The sequence below is a fragment of the Lachnoanaerobaculum orale genome, assembly GCF_003862485.1.
Taxonomy (GTDB): domain Bacteria; phylum Bacillota; class Clostridia; order Lachnospirales; family Lachnospiraceae; genus Lachnoanaerobaculum; species Lachnoanaerobaculum orale.
In genome coordinates this window covers 1920465-1938376 of the sequence record NZ_RRCM01000001.1, presented here as the reverse complement: position 1 = coordinate 1938376, position 17912 = coordinate 1920465, and the positions used below count along the sequence as shown (strand labels likewise).

The window sequence follows — 17912 nt, the reverse complement described above, 5'->3', positions numbered from 1 at the left end:
TAGAAGTTGGAGGGATAGATTTCTATGATTATCAGATATGCAGAAGAGAAAAATTTTATAGAATTGCGACAGTTTTATGACGGTATGTGTAAAGTTTTGAGTGGAAAAGATTTTCTGCCGGAGGGAGATAAAGGTGGTTTCCCTCCAGATGAAATGATCAAAGATGCAATCAAAGAGAGAAATCAGTTTATCGGTATTGAAGATGGTCGAATTGTTGCGGCGTATATTATGAATCATGATCGTGATGAGGCGTATCACGCAGTTAAATGGCTTATTGATGCAAATGATAACGATACAGTGGTTCTTCATGCCTTGCGTGTCCTTCCGGAATATGGAGGTCGTGGATACTCGAAGCAGTTAGTTCAACACGCAATAGACACAGCAAGGGAAAGAAACCTTAAATCAATTCGTCTTGATTGCATAGAGGGAAATGATATTCCACAGAAAATGTATATGTCGTTTGGATTTAAGTATGTGGATAAGGTTGAAATCACATATGTTGATATTGGAGTACCGAGGAAGTTCCTCTTATATGAGTTTGTACTCTAATCAAGACATAATAACAGTTATATATTGAACATTGTACAAACAAATCCCAGTTTGTAGATTGAAAACTTAAAATAAATGAACCGCCTGTATAACACGACATAAAAATAAACAAGATCTAACCGGTATTAGATTGCAAATGATTCAAAGGGAAAATGGAGGTACTTATGGTAGGGGATAAAGCTCTTGTAAAAGTTGATAACGGATTATGAAAGCTTTAGATTTCAAATAAGTGATGATGAGAAAGATTAACCGGTCAAAAATTGTGACCGGTTCAAAACTTTGAAACATTCATCTTCAAACCCTTATGCCTTTACAGAACAAGGTATCGCCATGCTTTCTGATAGAGAAATGTTTGCTCGACTGGACAGAGTTGAGTTAAAGCAATTGGAGAGCTTATACTTATAGATAATTATGTTGATGTAAATACTCTTAATATTCTGAGATAGATTTATTATTATAGATAGAAAAGAGGTTTACCATATAGGAGCATCCATTAAAGATGCCGGGAAGAAGAGTTTTGGAATTACTAGGCTGGATGTAGAAGATTTAACTAAAAACCTGTTAGATAAGGTTCTGTAGGGATTTTCATTATCTAATCTATACAATATGAGACTCTTATATATAAATCACCCAATTTTCCGGACAGTGTCCCGAAAATTAAGAGGTTTTATTATTCAAATGTACCTGACATATAATTGCGTCCCCAATCACGTATAGAATCTATAACTTCTGTTAAAGATTTACCTCTCTCTGTAATAGAGTATTCAGTTTTTGGTGGGACTACAGGATATACTTTTCTGTTAATTAAACCGTCTGATTCCAGTTCCTTTAGCTGTTGTACCAACATTTTAGCAGTAGCTTGAGGAATGTGTTTTTGTATCTCATTGTATCTTAAAGTACCGTCATGAATTAGATGACATAGGATAATCATTTTATATTTTCCGCCTATCTGAGACAGAGTTGCTTCTACAGGACAATGAAATTTTGATTTTTTTTCTGACATTTTTTATCTCCATTTTTACATTAATATAACACAAAAAATTCTATAAAATCAATACCGGGTGATAGTTACCTAAAAGTAAGTATCTTTCAAAAAAGTTACTATTTTACTAAAAAGTGCGTTCTTGTCGAAAACATCATAATGGCTTAATATGACATCATCAAGTTGATAGATAATGATTTTTATCAATAAATTATTAATTCAGAAAGAAATGAGGTAATAAAAATGTTAATGAAATCAAATGGCCGGAGGGCTAATTACCGGGTACAACAGACAACTTTGCATCGAATGAGATAACTGCAAAAGTAATTACAGCAAAAGATGTATTTGAGGATCTGATTGATACGTTAATTTGGGTTTCAGATATAGAATTATATAATACGATAGTTTAAATACAAGTGTAGTAGTGAATGAAAGAAGGACAAATCATGGATTTTATAACATTGGCAAAGAATCGTTATTCAGTGCGTAGTTACAGTGAGAAACAGATTGAAAAGGATAAAATCAATAAAATTTTAGAGGCGGCATATATTGCACCAAGTGCAAAAAACAAACAGTCTGCCAGAGTCTATGTGGTTCAAAGTGAAGAAGGAATTGAAAAACTTAGGGCACTTACAAGATGTGTATATAATGCGCCGACTGTTATGATGATAGGTTATGAGGAGTCGGAACAGTATGTTAATGAAATGGAAGAAGGAATCGTTTCGGGGCAACAGGATGCCTCTATTGTAGCTACACATATGATGCTTGAAGCAACAGAACTGGGTATTGGTTCTGTATGGGTTGACGGATTTCCAAATACAAAGACTGCAGAAGTATTTAATCTGCCAAAGTCTGTAAAGCTGATTTGTTTGATGCCTATGGGATATGCTGCAGATGATGTGAAATCTTCTCCAATGCATGAAAAATGTAGACCTATTGAAGAGATGGTAAAGACCTTATAAATGAAATTCTTATATTGAATAAGTTTATATATTTTTGTAGACAGGGTTTTAAAATGATCCTGTCTTTTTTTATAAATATCATATGAGAATATATAATATTGATGAAATATCACATATTACATATAATTAGATAAGTAAGTATATATAAGTTAATAAAAATAGTTTAAAGCTGTCTACTAAATTTGAAGGAGAACCAATCAATGAACAGTATATCAACAGAAAAATTATACAATCCCATATACGACTCACTTTCTGTCTTTGAAAAGCAGGAATTATTAAATAATATAGCAGGTATCTATAATTTGGAAATACTTTGTTTTAAAGAATTTTCAGCTTTTGGAAAGTCCACATATACGGCAGAGTTTATCTCAAAAGACGGTATCGAATTTGTTTTTGTTCCGGGAGAGCGTGTTAAGCTTGGAATTGACTTCAAAGGTAGAAAGCCTTCTGAAATTTTCAATAAGGAAAATTTGGAGTACCTTGTATATGTATTTATAGATGAGGAAGATGAGACCGACAGCTCTATTGAAGATAAGATAAAAGAAAAGCTTGAAGATAATGAATTTGTATCAACAATAGAAGACTATCTGAATAACAATTTCAGTAATGAGGAGACTATTTTAATACATCCTATGTTAGTACAAAAAGACTACAGTGAAACCTGTTGGGAGGATGTTTCGGATGATGAACTTAAAGAAAACAAAGAATGGCAAGCAAAGATTGAAAGTGCCGAAAAGAATGGTATATCTGAAATAACAGTTCATAAGAGTATTTGTCTATATAAAGAAAATGAAAGTTGGCACGGTAAATTGTATAAAGAAACTACATTTAACAACCTGCTTCAGGATATAAAAGATAAAGGATATTCTCTTCCAACAAAAAGAGAATGGGAGTATTTGGTAGGAAAGGGATGCAGAAGCATATTTCCTTGGGGTAACGATATGGATTTTTCCATGAAGCTTAGACATATGGAGTGGACTGATAATTATGACGAGTACACTTTAGAAAAAGAAAACTTCTTCGGGCTGCATATAGCTTTTGATCCCTACTGCAGAGAGATTGTATATGATGACGGAGTGTTTTCATATAAAGGCGGAGACGGAGGACGCAATATATGCGGAGGACTGGGGCCTGTTTGGGGATATTTTCCGGTTTCGCCATATTTTGAAAATAAGGATGAAGAGACAGGTGAGTATATAAACGGCGGCTATGATTTCTTTAGAAGAGTTATAAGAATCGCAGACTAAATCAAGTGATAGGCACTCTATGTAAAAACTTAGGGTGTTTTTCTTTGCAAAGTTTTCATATTAATTTCTTTAATATATTTTATACCGATTTTCGCTGTCATATCCCCTCCGATATGCTATACTATGAAAATAAAAATATTTAGGAGGTTATGATGGACGTTTCGTTTCCACATTTGGGGATTTATATAAATCATTTGGTAAATCATATCAATATTTTCGGCTTCAGGATTGCCTTTTACGGGATAATCATAGCACTTGGAATGCTGGCAGGCATCAATATGGCCTGTGCCGATGCCAAAAGAAGGGGGCAGAATCCGGAAATTTATCTTGATTTTGCAATGTATGCCATAATATTTTCGATAATAGGTGCAAGAACTTATTATGTAATATTTGAGTGGGATGTGTATAAAGACGATCTTTTGCAGGTATTCAACTTACGAGCAGGAGGACTCGCAATATACGGAGGTGTGATAGCTGCGGTAATCACACTTATAGTATACTGTAAGGTAAAAAAACAGTCATTCTTTTCTATGGCGGACAGCGGAGTTTTGGGACTTGTTTTAGGTCAGATTATTGGAAGGTGGGGTAACTTTTTCAATGCGGAGGCATTCGGAGGGTATACGAACTCACTTTTTGCACTAAGGTATAAGCTTGATATAGTAGGCTCCGGAATGTTAAATGATAATGTACTGAGCCATGTTATGGATATAGACGGAGTGAAATATATTCAGGTTCACCCTACATTCCTTTATGAGAGCTGCTGGAATCTTTTGGTACTTGTCTTTATGTTATGGTACAGGAAAAGAAAGAAGTTTGACGGTGAGGTATTCTTTATCTATCTTGGAGGATACGGTCTTGGAAGAATGATTATAGAGGGACTTCGCACAGACAGCCTTTTGTTGCCTCATACAAATATAGCGGTATCACAGTTACTTGCAGGTATATGTTTTATAGTGTCAATCATATGTATAACAGTGGGAAGGAAGAGAGTAAAGAATGCGACTGAATAAGTTTTTGGCAAGCATCGGAGTCTGCTCAAGGAGAGAAGCTGACAGAGCCATAGAAGCGAACAGAGTCATGATAAACGGCGAGATCGCAAGTCTTGGTGCCATGGTAGGAGAAAAAGACCTTGTAAGTCTAGACGGGAAATATATTGCGACAGGTAAAGATGTCGAAAAGGTAAAGCCTATAATCATCGCTTTTAATAAGCCTGAGGGTGTAGTATGTACCACATCGGACAATGACGGTGCAATGAATGTGGTGGACTATATAGGAATGAAGGAGAGAATCTATCCTGTAGGAAGACTTGATAAGGATTCAAGCGGACTTTTGCTTCTCACAAATCAGGGTGCACTCACAAATACCTTGCTGAAGGCGGCAAATTATCACGAGAAGGAATATATAGTAAAGGTAAATAAGGATATAGATGATGAGTTTATAGAGAAGATGTCAAACGGAATCTATCTTTATGAGCTTAAGACAAAGACAAGAAAGTGTAAGGTTAAAAAATTAAATAAAAACACCTTCAGCATTGTGCTTACTCAGGGACTTAACAGACAGATAAGAAGAATGTGTGCGGCCTGCGACAGAAAAGTACAAAAGCTCAACAGAGTCAGGATAGTGAATATAAAGCTTGACGGTTTGGCTGTAGGAGATTATCGCAACTTAAGCGAAGAAGAGACCAGAAGATTGTATAAAGAATTGGGGATAAGAGATAATGGATAAAAAGGCAAGAATCAAAGAGTTGGTGGAAATCTTGAATAAGGCTGCAAAAAGCTACTATGTGGATGCGGTTGAGATAATGCCGAATATCGAGTATGACAAGCTTTATGACGAGCTTGTAAAACTTGAAAAAGAAACAAATGTTGTATTATCCAATTCTCCGACTCAAAATGTAGGCTATGAGACGGCAAGCGAACTGCCTAAGAAGGCACATGAGAGCCCAATGCTTTCACTTGATAAGACAAAAAGCGTGACTGAACTGGAGGACTGGCTTGGGGATAATGAGGCGCTGTTGTCATGGAAGATGGACGGACTTACTATCGTACTCACATACATAGGCGGTGAGCTTGTGGAAGCCGTTACAAGAGGAAACGGTATCATAGGAGAGGTTATCACAAACAATGCAAAGAACTTTCAAAATGTTCCTTTAAAGATTGAATATAAGGGAGAGCTTATACTTAGAGGTGAGGCTGTTATAAAATATTCGGACTTTAAGAGAATAAATGAGAGTATCAGTGATGCAGATGCCAAATATAAAAACCCGAGAAACCTTTGTTCAGGTTCCGTAAGGCAGTTGAATCCGGCGGTTACAAGGGAAAGAAAGGTATATTTCAATGTTTTCAATGTTGTAAAGGCTGATGATATTGACTTTGAAAACTCCAAAGCAAAGCAGTTTGAGTGGGCAAAAAATGAGGGCTTTGATGTAGTGGAATATAAGTTTACAAACAGGGCGTCACTTGCAAATGATATAGCTGATTTTGAGTCAAGGATAGCAGATAATGATATCCCGTCTGACGGTCTTGTGCTTTTACTTGACGATATTGCACTGGGTGAGAGACTTGGAAGTACCGCAAAGTTCCCAAGAAATGCTATGGCATTCAAATGGAGTGATGAAAGACAGACTACAAAACTAAAATATATCGAATGGAGTCCTTCAAGAACCGGACTTATAAATCCTGTGGCCGTATTTGAACCTGTGGAGCTTGAGGGAACTACAGTCTCAAGAGCAAGTCTTCACAATGTGAGTATTTTTGAAGAGCTTATGCTCGGTGTGGGAGATGAGATATCAGTCTATAAGGCAAATATGATAATTCCCCAGGTATATGAGAATCTTACAAAGTCAAACACAGAAAAAGTTCCGAAGATATGTCCTGCCTGCGGAAAGGATACCACAATAAAAAAGGACAATGAGTCAAAGGTACTTCTTTGTACCAATCCTGACTGTCAGGTAAAGCATATCAAGCAATATGCCCTGATGGCATCCAGAGATGCGCTCAATATAGACGGACTTTCAGAGTCCACACTTGAAAAATTCCTTTCAAAGGGCTTTATAAAGAGTGACAGTGATCTGTTTCATCTTGATAAGTTCAAGGACGAAATCATAAATATGGACGGTTTCGGAAAAAGAAGTTATGAAAAGTTGATATCCGCACTTGATGAAGCTAAAAATACCACCGTATCAAGATTTCTCTATTCACTTGGTATATCGGGAATCGGAAGTGCCAATGCAAAGATGATTGCAAAGTATTTTGACAATGATATTGACAGGATAATATCTGCAAGTAAGGATGATTTGCTTGAGATAGAGGGAATCGGAGAGGTGCTTGCAAACTCAATAGCGGATTTTTTCAGGTCTGAGAAAAATATTGAAAATGTAGAAAGTCTTAGAAAGATTCTGAAATTTGAAAAAGAGGAGAGCGGTGGCGGTGATAAATTATCGGGAAAGGTATGTGTAATCACCGGTTCGCTGCAACATTTCTCAAACAGGAATGAATTAAAGGAGCTTATAGAAAAGAACGGCGGTAAGGTGTCAGGCAGTGTGTCAAGTAAGACAAACTACCTTATAAATAATGATACCGCCTCCAATTCTTCAAAGAATAAAAAGGCCAAGGAGCTTGGAGTGGAGATAATATCTGAAGAAGATTTTCTGAAGCTTTTGGAATAATGATTTTTTGTAGACATTGTCTACCGGAAAAGAGGTAATATGCCGATAAAAATACAGAAAGGATTGCCTGCAAAGGCGATACTTGAGTCTGAAAATATATTTGTTATGGACGAGGACAGAGCCATATCACAGGATATTCGTCCTTTGCAGATTTTGATACTTAATTTGATGCCTATAAAGGAGGATACGGAGACACAGATACTTAGAGCGCTCTCAAATACTCCGTTACAGGTGGACTGTTCATTCCTTATGATGAAGAGTCATCAGTCAAAGAATACAAGCCAAAGTCATTTGAATAAATTTTATACATTCTTTGACGATATAAAGACTGAGAAATATGACGGAATGATTATTACAGGTGCACCTGTGGAATGTATGGACTATGACAAGGTCAATTACTGGGATGAACTGTGTGAGATAATGGAGTGGTCAAAGACTCATGTCACATCCACTCTTCATATATGTTGGGCTGCACAGGCGGGACTTTACTATCATTTCGGTGTACCGAAGTATGATAGGGATGAGAAGCTTACAGGCGTTTTTACACATGAGATTTTAAAGAAAAAGGTACCGCTTGTAAGAAGTATGGACGATTATGTGAATTGTCCGCATTCAAGGAATACTGAGGTCAGACTTGAGGATATATTAAAGCATCCTGAACTTGAAGTGCTTGCAAAGTCTGATGAGGCCGGAGTGCTTTTGGTACTGAATGAATACGGCAGCGGTTCACAGGTCTTTATACAAGGGCATCCCGAGTATGACAGGATGACTCTTAGCAATGAATATCACAGAGATGTGGCAAAGGGACTTAATCCTGCGCTGCCGAAGAATTATTTTACAGACAATAATCCGTTTTCAAGGCCTGTGCTTTGTTGGAGGAACTTTTCAAATACACTGTATGCCAATTGGCTCAACTTCTATGTGTACCAGAATACTCCGTACGAACTTAGTAACAACTTTGATTGGGTAATATAGTATATATTTTATAAATAAGTTCAAAGTGGTTTGATTTTATGATAAAATATGATTAAGCTTTCAGGCGGATTGTAGAGTAATACCGCCTGATAACATATATTTTAAGTTTAAAGGAGTATGGCTATGAGCGGAAAATATGTTGCTTATGTAGGTTCTTATTCATATACCGGTAAGGCAAAGGGCATCACAATATATGATGTGAATCCGGATAAGGGTTGTTTTGTGAAAAAAGGTGAGGTGGATGTCGACAACTCTTCTTATGTCATTAAGTCAAGAAATCAAAAGGTATTGTACTCTATAGCGGATGAAGGCATAGTCTCATTTAATATATTGCCTGACGGAGGGCTTGAAAGACTTAACAGTGTGAAGATAAACGGAATGAGAGGTTGTCATCTTTCTACAGATGTTGACGACAAATATATCTTCGTATCGGGCTATCATGACGGAAAGATTACAGTGCTCAGATTGCATGAAGACGGAAGTGTGGGAGATATAGTGGATGAGGTATATCACAAAGGACTGGGCTCTATTGCGGAGAGAAACTTCAGACCTCATGTAAGCTGTACCAGAACAACACCTGACGGACATTTTGTAATGGCGGCGGACCTCGGCATAGACCAGGTAAAGATATATCACTTTGATGACAAGGATGAGACACTCAATCTTGTAGATATGATTTCATGCAAAATCAATTCGGCACCGAGATTTTTTGAGTTTTCAAAGGACGGAAAGTATCTGTATTTGATGTATGAAATGAAAAATGTTATAGATGTGTTCTCATATGAAGCCAAACCGGGATGTAGAGTACCGAGTATTGAAAAGATTCAAACAGTACCTACAACAGGCAGCAGTAAGTCATCAGAACTGACAGCCGCAACCGCACTTTCATTTAGCGCCGATGATAAGTTCATATTTGTATCAAATGCAGGAGATGAATCGGTTTGCCTATATGAAAGAGATGCGGATACAGGTCTTTTGAAGGAGAAGATGTGCTTACCGATAAGCGGTGAGTATCCTAAGGATATAGCGGTTTTTGCGGATAATAAGCACATAGCATCTATAAATCATGAGAGCGGAACCATCACATTCTTTAAGATAGATTATAAGACCGGGCTTATTGTAATGTGTGCAAACTCGGTAAAAGTAAATCAACCGAATTGCTGTGTCATAGTGGAGGTTTAATGGCAGGTTCAAGTTTTGGAAAAAGTTTCAGAGTGACGACATTCGGGGAGTCACATGGAGCGGCATTGGGAGCGATTGTGGACGGAGTACCTGCGGGCATATCTTTAAGTGAAGAGGACATTCAAAAGTACTTGGACAGAAGAAGACCGGGTACAAGCACTGTGACAACTTCAAGAAATGAAAGCGACAAATGTAGGATTTACTCAGGTGTATTCGGAGGATTGACTACAGGTACACCTGTTATGGTGATGATAGAAAACACTTCACAAAGATCACAGGACTATGATGAACTGGCAATCACATACAGACCCGGACATGCCGATTTCGGCTACGATTCCAAGTACGGATTCAGAGACTACCGTGGCGGCGGAAGAAGCTCAGGCAGAGAGACCATAGGAAGAGTAATAGCCGGTGCAATAGCTATAAAGGCACTTGATATGCTTGGTATTAAGGTGCAGGCATTTACACAGAGTATAGGAAATGTATATGCACAGTCACTGAACTTGGATGAATGCAGTGAAAATGCGGTATATATGCCTGACAAAGATGCAGCTGTTAGAGCAATAGAGCTTATAAAAGAAGCCAAGTCGGATAAGGATTCACTTGGCGGTATCATAGGATGTATAGCTACAGGTGTGATGCCGGGGCTTGGTGAACCGGTATTTGATAAGCTTGATGCAAGACTTTCAGCCGCTATTATGAGTATCGGTGCTATAAAGGGTGTGGAGTTCGGCGCAGGATTTCATGTAAGCACTATGACAGGTTCACAAAACAACGATCCTTTTTATATAGATGAGGACGATGAAGGGCTGCATATCAGAAAAAGGACGAATATGTCGGGCGGTATATTAGGCGGTATCAGTGACGGTTCACCCATTATTATCAATGCGGCGGTGAAACCTACTCCTTCAATTGCCAAGGAACAGGACACTGTAAATGCTATAAATGAGGAAGTGAAGCTTGAAATAAAGGGCAGACATGACCCTGTGGTTGTGCCGAGAGCGGTGGTAGTAGTGGAGAGCATGGTTGCAATCACACTTTTTGATATGGTACTTGAAAACATGAAATCCAGAATGGACAATGTACTGAAGATATATAAAAAATAATTTTTATAAAGAATGTTTAGGGGGCTTTTAATCACAATCTTTGTATGACAGGATGCAGTGCAAAGGTTTTGTTTAAAAGCCTCGAATATTTGGAGGAGGTTTTATGAAATGGTATGACGGTGCGGTATTTTATCATATTTACCCTATAGGAATGACGGGAGCGCCAAGGACAAATACTTTTGAAGCGGGTGAGCACAGGCTTAATAAGTTGCTTGATTGGTTACCGCATATAAAGGCAATCGGCTGTGATGCAATATATATCGGTCCGCTTTTTGAGTCTGTGGCTCATGGTTATGAGACGGCTGATTATAAGAAGCTTGATTCAAGGCTCGGAGACAATAATGACTTGATAAACTTTGTAAAGGTATGCCATGAAATCGGTATAAAGGTTATAGTGGACGGAGTTTTCAATCATGTCGGCAGAGAGTTCTTCGCTTTTAAGGATTTGAAAGAACATAGAGAAAACAGTGCTTACAGAGACTGGTTTAAAAATATACATTTTGATTGGAACAATGACTACAATGACGGCCTATACTATGACAGCTGGGACGGACACGGTACCCTTGTAAATTTGAATCATCAAAATCCGGCGGTAAGAGAGTATTTTTTGGATGTGGCAAGATTTTGGATAAGCGAGTTTGATATAGACGGAATAAGGCTTGATGCGGCTGATGTACTTGACTTTACATTTATGAGAGAGTTAAGGTCGGTGACTGATTCATGTAAGCAAGATTTTTGGCTTCTGGGAGAAGTTATTCACGGTGACTATACTAGATGGGTAAATAATGAGATGCTTCATTCGGTAACCAACTATTGGCTGCACAAGGCTCTTTATTCAGGACACAATGACCACAACTATTTTGAAATTGCACATACTGTAAAACGCTGCACAGATATGGGAATGCATATCGCCAATGCTTTTTATAACTTTGTTGACAACCATGATGTGGCAAGAATTATCACAAAACTCAACAACAAGGCACATTTCTTCCCTGTTCATGTACTTTTGTATACATTACCGGGAAAGCCGTCAATATACTACGGCTCGGAGTTTGCAATTGAGGGCGAGAAGAAACCTTATGCGGATGAAATTCTTAGACCTGAGCTGAAGATAGAAGATTATAAGGATGCCGTTAATACAAATGAGAATACAAAAAGGATTGCAGCTCTTGGCAATATGAGACTTAATAATCAGTGGGTAGGAGAAGCAGGCTACAGAGAACTTTTGCTTACAAACAGACAGTATGCCTTTTTAAGAGAATATGGAGATAAGAGACTTGTTGCCATAGTAAATAATGATGACAATAATGCCGGTATCAATCTTAATATAGGCGGCAGGTTCACTGAAATATTCTCAGGGGAGACAAGAGATTTTGACGGAAATATGCATGTGAATATAGCAGGTAATTCAGGTCAGGTTTGGATTTCGGATAATTGATATTTTGAAAGGCAATACAAATGAAAAAGATTATAATAATGGTTGTAGTGATATTGATTTTGGTTATCATTGCAATCTATTGCAAGTTCGTTCTGGGGCTTGCATCGCAGATGGCAGACCCGAAGGTCTCAACGTTGGAAAAGGAGATGTCTTGGGAGAAGGAGCATAAGCTTTGGGGAGATTATGACGATTATGAGAAAGAGGATTATATAGTAAAGGGTCTTAATGACTATGACCTCCATGTAACCTTGGTAAAAAATCCTATACCGAGTGATAAGTATGTGATAATCAGCCACGGCTTTAAGTCAAACAGATACGGTGCGGTGAAGTATGTGGATTCATATATTGACCTTGGATTCAACTGCATTATCTATGATATGAGAGACCATGGTGAGAATGCAAAAGCGACAGTAAGTCTTGGTCAGTTTGAATCTGAGGACTTATATAAGCTTATTGAAGACACATATAACAGATACGGCAATATAAAGCTTGGGCTTCACGGTGAGTCAATGGGTGCAGCGACTTCGCTGATGGTGCTTGCTAAAAAGCCGAAGGTGGATTTTGTGGTGGCGGATTGCGGTTTTGACAATCTTTACGATCTTATTCACACAAGCTACAGTGTGGCAAAGGTGGGCTTTGTATTGCCGAGTGTAAATGCGGTTATGAAGTTAAGATACGGATATGATATGAAAAAGACTTCTCCAAAGGATGCTCTTGTCGGAAATGAAGTACCTGTATGCTTTATACACGGCGAGGCGGATACCTTTATTTTGCCTGATAATTCACAGGTAAACAAGGCTGCCACAGCTGGTTATTCAGAGCTTCATTTGGTACCGAATGCGGCACATGCACAGTCAAGAGAAGTACTTGGCAAAGCTGAGTACAGGGGTATAATCGGTGATTTTTTGAATAATATAAACTTTAAATAAAGATTTTTGAGATTAAAAAATATCCTGACAAGCAAAAGGCATTAGCACTGTGACTTGTCAGGATATAAAGTCTCTCTAATAATGGAACTTTACATTATTACTCTTTAGTATAGCTGTAATCAAATCAAATTTATCTTTTTTGTAAATCAATAATTCTTTAAAATATTGGTCGGCTATAATGCTGTCGTATATATTTACAAAGAAAAATGGAAACAAACTATCTTCTTTAAAGTTCATGATTTTTCTCAAATCAAGCATACTTGTAGTCCCTTTTAATCTAATCAAAGATGGTTTTATCTCTATTAGCCTAAAGCCCAAATCAAATGCCAGATTTATAGTGTCAATTTCATTATTTAAGCAATCAAGTTCTATTTCCTTTTCTTCATATAAAAATAGTTTCAATACCTCAACAGGTAAATTTTTATCTTGCAGGTCATCAATTAGCAAGAAATTAACTGTTTTTTCAGCGGTACTATTTGATAAATCATTATTCATATATACACATATCTTTCTTACGATACCAAATTAGTGAAATTCTACATTATGACGATTCAAGATATCTACAGTCAAATCAAACTTTTCTTTTTTATAAACATAATTTTCTCTGGCATAGTGTCCAATGAATATTTCGTCCTTAATAAATAGGGAGAAAAACGGTAACAAATTTTCTTCTTCATCTTCTTCTGTAATTTGAATAAAACTTTTTAGACTTACGATTTTATCTAAATCGAGCATAACTGTAGTCCCACTAAGTCTGATTAAGAATTGCTGTATCTCAATTACTCTAAATCCCAAATCAATTGCCAGATTTATAGCGTCAATTTCATCATTCCAGCAATTTAGTTCTACTTCTCTTTCTTTATTTAAAAACAGCTTCAACACTTCAAGTAGCCAATCATTATCTTGCCAGTCATCAAGCTCAAAACTATAGTACTTTAGCAATAGTTTAATCTCCTCTATAAAATTGTCTATTATAAAACTATAGGAGCAAGATATAACAATATAGTGGTAATTACAGCTGCAACACTTCCCCATACAGTCTATCTACACCCGCTATATTTATAAATACATAATCTATGAAGTTTTTGAAATTTTATAATAATCCACAGCTATCAACAATGCATCAAGGATTGATAAAATACTTAGTATGATTTGTACCGAGATATATGTTCTCATTCCCTCAAATTCACTAAAGCCTTCGGTATTTAAGGAATAAATAAAATCGGAGATTTTACTTCCGTTAAGTATACATATAATCAGTAATATCAGTATAACAACTTTTACAGACAGGCTTAAATTAAGGTTAAAATTATCAATTTTATTCATATAATATAAATCCCCCTTTATATAATATAAAATAATTTACGCATTACCGACTTCAATATATCATAGCAAGTATCAAAATACAATTAAAAAAATGTAAAGAAATTGGTAAAAACTTATTTTTCGGTTTAATATAACTTTACAGATTTATTTATGCATAGTGCTATAAAATTCATTTAGTATAACAGTAAAAATTGAAAAGATAAATAAAAATAAAGTGCTTGACAGTTGTTTAAGATAATGTATAATATTCTTTGTTTAATAACACTAAACTTTTTGATTAGAAATAGTGTGCAACACAAAGAAGGGTTTTTATGGATATCGGTTCAAAACTGAAAAGACTCAGAGTGCTTGCAGGACTTACGCAAGAAGAGCTTGCCGACAGGGCGGAATTGTCAAAGGGATTTATTTCACAGCTTGAGAATAATATCACATCCCCGTCCATAGCGACTCTTCTTGATATTTTGCAATGCCTCGGAGTACAGATAAAGGATTTTTTTGAGGAAGAGACCGAAGCACAGGTGGTTTTTACAGAAGAAGATTACTTTATCAAAGAGGATAAAGAACTAAACAATACAGTCAAATGGATAATACCGAATGCACAAAAGAATATGATGGAACCTATACTGCAAATCATAGAGCCGGGAGGGCTTACATATCCTGACAATCCTCATGACGGTGAGGAGTTCGGATATATTCTTTCAGGCAGTGTGGAGATACATAGGGGAAGTGATGTGTACTCGGCGAAAAAAGGAGAGTCTTTTTATTTTACATCGGATAAAAAGCATTATATCAGCTCAAAGCGTGGTGCAAAGCTTATATGGGTCAGCACACCGCCTAATTTTTAGAATATTTTGGAGGAAGTATGGGTACATCCCTTATTGATTTGGAACATCTCTCAAAGAGTTTTGACGGAGAGATTGTTTTAGATGATTTGAATTTATCAATTAAAGAAAACTCATTTGTAACTTTACTGGGGCCGTCGGGCTGCGGTAAAACCACCACCCTTAGGATAATAGGTGGATTTGAACAGGCGGACAGCGGCAGAGTAATATTTGACGGCAAAGATATATCGAATATTCCGCCCAATAAGAGAAACTTAAATACAGTATTTCAGAAGTACGCATTATTTCCTCATATGAGTATTGCAGAAAATATAGCATTCGGACTGAAGATAAAGAATAAGCCGAAAGCATATATTGATGACAAGATAAAGTATGCACTGAAACTGGTAAACCTTGACGGCTTTGAGAAAAGAAGTATAAATTCACTCTCAGGAGGTCAGCAACAAAGAATAGCTATAGCAAGAGCCATAGTAAATGAACCGAAGGTACTTTTACTGGATGAGCCGCTGGGGGCCTTAGACCTTAAGTTGCGTCAGGATATGCAGTACGAGCTTATCAGACTGAAAAATGAGCTTGGCATCACATTTATCTATGTCACACATGATCAGGAAGAGGCGCTTACAATGTCCGATACCATCGTGGTTATGAATCAGGGATATATTCAGCAGATGGGTACACCGGAGCAGATATATAATGAGCCTGAAAATGCTTTTGTAGCGGACTTTATAGGAGAATCAAATATAATCGGCGGAACCATGGTACAGGATAAGCTTGTAGATATATTCGGAGCAAAATTTGCCTGTGTGGATGAGGGCTTCGGCACCAATAAGCCTGTAGATGTGGTGATAAGACCTGAGGATATTGATCTTGTAGAGCCTGAAAAAGGTACTTTGGTAGGCAGAGTAACTCATTTGATATTCAAAGGAGTACACTATGAGATGGAAGTTACCACGCCGAACGGCTATGAGTGGCTGGTACATTCTACAGATATGTTCCCGGTAGGCAAGGAAGTCGGCATCAGTGTGGATCCTTTTGATATACAGATAATGAACAAGCCTGAGTCTGAGGATGAGGAGGCTGTGGGAGTAAATGAATAAAAACTTCAGAAAAGTGTTGACATTCCCATATATTCTGTGGATGATAGGTTTTACAATAATACCTCTCTCACTTATCTTTATATACGGACTGACAGATAAAAGCGGAAGCTTTACACTGTCAAATGTACTCGCGATATTTGCAAAAGACCACTTTAAGGCACTTTTGCTTTCAATAGCACTTTCGGTTATAAGCACTGTGATATGTCTTGTAATGGCATTCCCTTTGGCGCTTACACTAAAGGGTAAGAAGCTGAATAAAGGAAGTCTGATAGTATTTATATTTATTTTGCCTATGTGGATGAACTTTTTGCTTAGGACTTTGGCGTGGCTTTCACTTCTTGAAAAGAACGGAATTATAAATACGATTTTAAACTTTTTGCATCTACCGAGTTTAAATATTATCAATACACCTGCCGCCATTGTACTCGGTATGGTGTATAATTATCTGCCTTTTATGGTGCTGCCGATATACAATGTACTTGAAAAGATTGACGACAACACTATAAATGCCGCCAGAGACCTCGGTGCCAATACAATGCAGACAATCACAAAGGTTATAATACCTCTTAGTATTCCCGGTATTGTCAGCGGTATCACAATGGTATTTGTACCTGCACTGACAACATTTGTTATCAGCAATATACTTGGAGGAAGCAAGGTGCTTTTGATAGGAAATGTAATAGAGCAGGAGTTTACAAAGGGCAGCAACTGGAATCTGGGTTCCGGACTTTCACTGGTTATGATGATTTTTATACTTATCAGTATGGCGTTTATTGCCAAGTATGACAAAGACGGGGAGGGTATGAGCGTTTGATTTTTTCAAAGATTAGAAGAGTACTTGGTGATATCTACCTTGTATTCGTATTGATATTTTTGTATGCCCCGATAGCTACTTTGGTGATTTTAAGCTTCAACACTTCAAAGTCAAGGAACAGATGGGGCGGATTTACTTTTGACTGGTATGGTGAGCTTTTTAAAAGCGCCACAATAATGTCAGCCTTTAGAAACACATTGGTGATAGCATTTTTATCGGCACTTATTGCCACGCTGATAGGAACTGTAGCGGCAATAGGTATCAACAATATGAGAAAGATACCTAAGACTGTGGTAATGGCGGTCAACAATATTCCGATGCTTAATGCGGATATTGTAACAGGTATCTCTTTGATGCTCGGATTTATCGCATTCGGCATCAGCCTAGGATTTAAGACTATTCTTATAAGTCATATAACTTTTAATATTCCGTATGTATTGCTTTCTGTAATGCCGAAACTTAAGCAGACAGAGAGAGTTACATATGAGGCGGCTCTTGACCTTGGAGCTACGCCGCTTACGGCATTCTTTAGAGTGGTATTCCCGGATATATTCCCCGGAGTAATATCGGGATTTTTACTTGCTTTTACAATGTCACTTGATGATTTTATAATAACACATTTTACAAAGGGTGCAGGTATAAATACTATATCCACTCTTGTATATTCAGAGGTAAGAAGGGGTATAAAGCCGAGCCTTTATGCACTCTCTACCATTATATTCGGTACTGTTTTGATTTTACTTATAGTATCAAATATTGCACAAAACAAAATAAATAAAAGAAGATAAGAGGAAAT

At 37.1% G+C, this 17912-nt stretch carries 19 protein-coding genes; 15 read left to right on the top strand and 4 right to left on the bottom strand.

The features are described 5' to 3' along the window. Window positions 1-24 precede the first annotated feature (24 nt). Window positions 25-549, top strand: a complete 525-nt coding sequence (locus tag EHW90_RS09310) for a GNAT family N-acetyltransferase (RefSeq protein ID WP_124952478.1) — start codon at window positions 25-27, stop codon at window positions 547-549. 670 nt (window positions 550-1219) lie between these two features. Here EHW90_RS09310 and EHW90_RS09300 read toward each other — a convergent pair. After that, entirely contained in the window at window positions 1220-1552 is a 333-nt protein-coding gene (locus tag EHW90_RS09300; RefSeq protein ID WP_124952477.1) for a winged helix-turn-helix transcriptional regulator, read from the bottom strand. A 425-nt stretch (window positions 1553-1977) separates the two neighbouring features. On the opposite strand from EHW90_RS09300, the gene EHW90_RS09295 reads away from it, so the two are divergent. From EHW90_RS09295 to EHW90_RS09250, 10 genes are all read left to right on the top strand, one after another. Beyond that, window positions 1978-2493, top strand: a complete 516-nt coding sequence (locus tag EHW90_RS09295; RefSeq protein WP_124952476.1) for a nitroreductase family protein — start codon at window positions 1978-1980, stop codon at window positions 2491-2493. A gap of 200 nt (window positions 2494-2693) precedes the next feature. After that, entirely contained in the window at window positions 2694-3740 is a 1047-nt protein-coding gene (locus tag EHW90_RS09290; RefSeq protein WP_124952475.1) for an exonuclease/endonuclease/phosphatase family protein, read from the top strand. 152 nt (window positions 3741-3892) lie between these two features. Next, window positions 3893-4750, top strand: a complete 858-nt coding sequence (gene lgt / locus EHW90_RS09285; RefSeq protein WP_124952474.1) for a prolipoprotein diacylglyceryl transferase — start codon at window positions 3893-3895, stop codon at window positions 4748-4750. Beyond that, window positions 4737-5465 (top strand): pseudouridine synthase, encoded by a 729-nt coding sequence (locus EHW90_RS09280; protein ID WP_124952473.1) that lies wholly within the window; start codon window positions 4737-4739, stop codon window positions 5463-5465. Before lgt ends, EHW90_RS09280 begins: the two co-directional genes overlap by 14 nt. After that, window positions 5458-7407, top strand: coding sequence for an NAD-dependent DNA ligase LigA (ligA, locus tag EHW90_RS09275; RefSeq protein WP_124952472.1), 1950 nt, complete (start codon window positions 5458-5460; stop codon window positions 7405-7407). Before EHW90_RS09280 ends, ligA begins: the two co-directional genes overlap by 8 nt. Before the next feature lie 39 nt (window positions 7408-7446). Beyond that, entirely contained in the window at window positions 7447-8382 is a 936-nt protein-coding gene (gene metA, locus EHW90_RS09270) for a homoserine O-acetyltransferase MetA (protein WP_009446847.1), read from the top strand. Between the two features lie 123 nt (window positions 8383-8505). Further along, complete coding sequence (locus EHW90_RS09265) at window positions 8506-9564, top strand: lactonase family protein (protein ID WP_040458270.1); 1059 nt, start codon at window positions 8506-8508, stop codon at window positions 9562-9564. Continuing rightward, window positions 9564-10670, top strand: coding sequence for a chorismate synthase (gene aroC, locus EHW90_RS09260; protein WP_124952471.1), 1107 nt, complete (start codon window positions 9564-9566; stop codon window positions 10668-10670). The genes EHW90_RS09265 and aroC overlap by 1 nt, the downstream gene beginning before the upstream one ends. A gap of 103 nt (window positions 10671-10773) precedes the next feature. Then, window positions 10774-12108, top strand: a complete 1335-nt coding sequence (locus EHW90_RS09255) for an alpha-amylase family glycosyl hydrolase (RefSeq protein WP_124952470.1) — start codon at window positions 10774-10776, stop codon at window positions 12106-12108. Window positions 12109-12128: 20 nt separating this feature from the next. Next, window positions 12129-13037, top strand: coding sequence for an alpha/beta hydrolase (locus EHW90_RS09250; protein ID WP_124952469.1), 909 nt, complete (start codon window positions 12129-12131; stop codon window positions 13035-13037). Window positions 13038-13112: 75 nt separating this feature from the next. Here the strand turns inward: EHW90_RS09250 and EHW90_RS09245 are convergent, their stop codons facing one another. The 3 genes from EHW90_RS09245 to EHW90_RS09235 all read right to left on the bottom strand — a co-directional run bounded on the left by EHW90_RS09245 (window position 13113) and on the right by EHW90_RS09235 (window position 14363). Continuing rightward, window positions 13113-13532, bottom strand: a complete 420-nt coding sequence (locus tag EHW90_RS09245) for a hypothetical protein (RefSeq protein WP_124952468.1) — start codon at window positions 13530-13532, stop codon at window positions 13113-13115. A 30-nt stretch (window positions 13533-13562) separates the two neighbouring features. After that, window positions 13563-13979, bottom strand: a complete 417-nt coding sequence (locus EHW90_RS09240; protein WP_124952467.1) for a hypothetical protein — start codon at window positions 13977-13979, stop codon at window positions 13563-13565. A gap of 132 nt (window positions 13980-14111) precedes the next feature. Continuing rightward, window positions 14112-14363, bottom strand: coding sequence for a hypothetical protein (locus tag EHW90_RS09235; RefSeq protein WP_243113952.1), 252 nt, complete (start codon window positions 14361-14363; stop codon window positions 14112-14114). Between the two features lie 311 nt (window positions 14364-14674). On the opposite strand from EHW90_RS09235, the gene EHW90_RS09230 reads away from it, so the two are divergent. From EHW90_RS09230 to EHW90_RS09215, 4 genes are read left to right on the top strand one after another with little or no spacing between them, the layout of a single operon-like run. Next, window positions 14675-15208 carry a helix-turn-helix domain-containing protein gene (locus tag EHW90_RS09230; RefSeq protein WP_124952466.1) on the top strand — a complete coding sequence of 178 codons (534 nt, stop codon included), beginning with the start codon at window positions 14675-14677 and terminating at the stop codon, window positions 15206-15208. A 17-nt stretch (window positions 15209-15225) separates the two neighbouring features. After that, window positions 15226-16302 (top strand): spermidine/putrescine ABC transporter ATP-binding protein, encoded by a 1077-nt coding sequence (gene potA, locus EHW90_RS09225; RefSeq protein ID WP_124952465.1) that lies wholly within the window; start codon window positions 15226-15228, stop codon window positions 16300-16302. Further along, a complete protein-coding gene (locus EHW90_RS09220) occupies window positions 16295-17116 on the top strand; it encodes an ABC transporter permease (protein WP_124952464.1) in 822 nt (273 codons plus the stop codon). Before potA ends, EHW90_RS09220 begins: the two co-directional genes overlap by 8 nt. Next, window positions 17113-17904 (top strand): ABC transporter permease, encoded by a 792-nt coding sequence (locus EHW90_RS09215; RefSeq protein ID WP_124952463.1) that lies wholly within the window; start codon window positions 17113-17115, stop codon window positions 17902-17904. The genes EHW90_RS09220 and EHW90_RS09215 overlap by 4 nt, the downstream gene beginning before the upstream one ends. The last annotated feature ends 8 nt before the right edge of the window (window positions 17905-17912 follow it).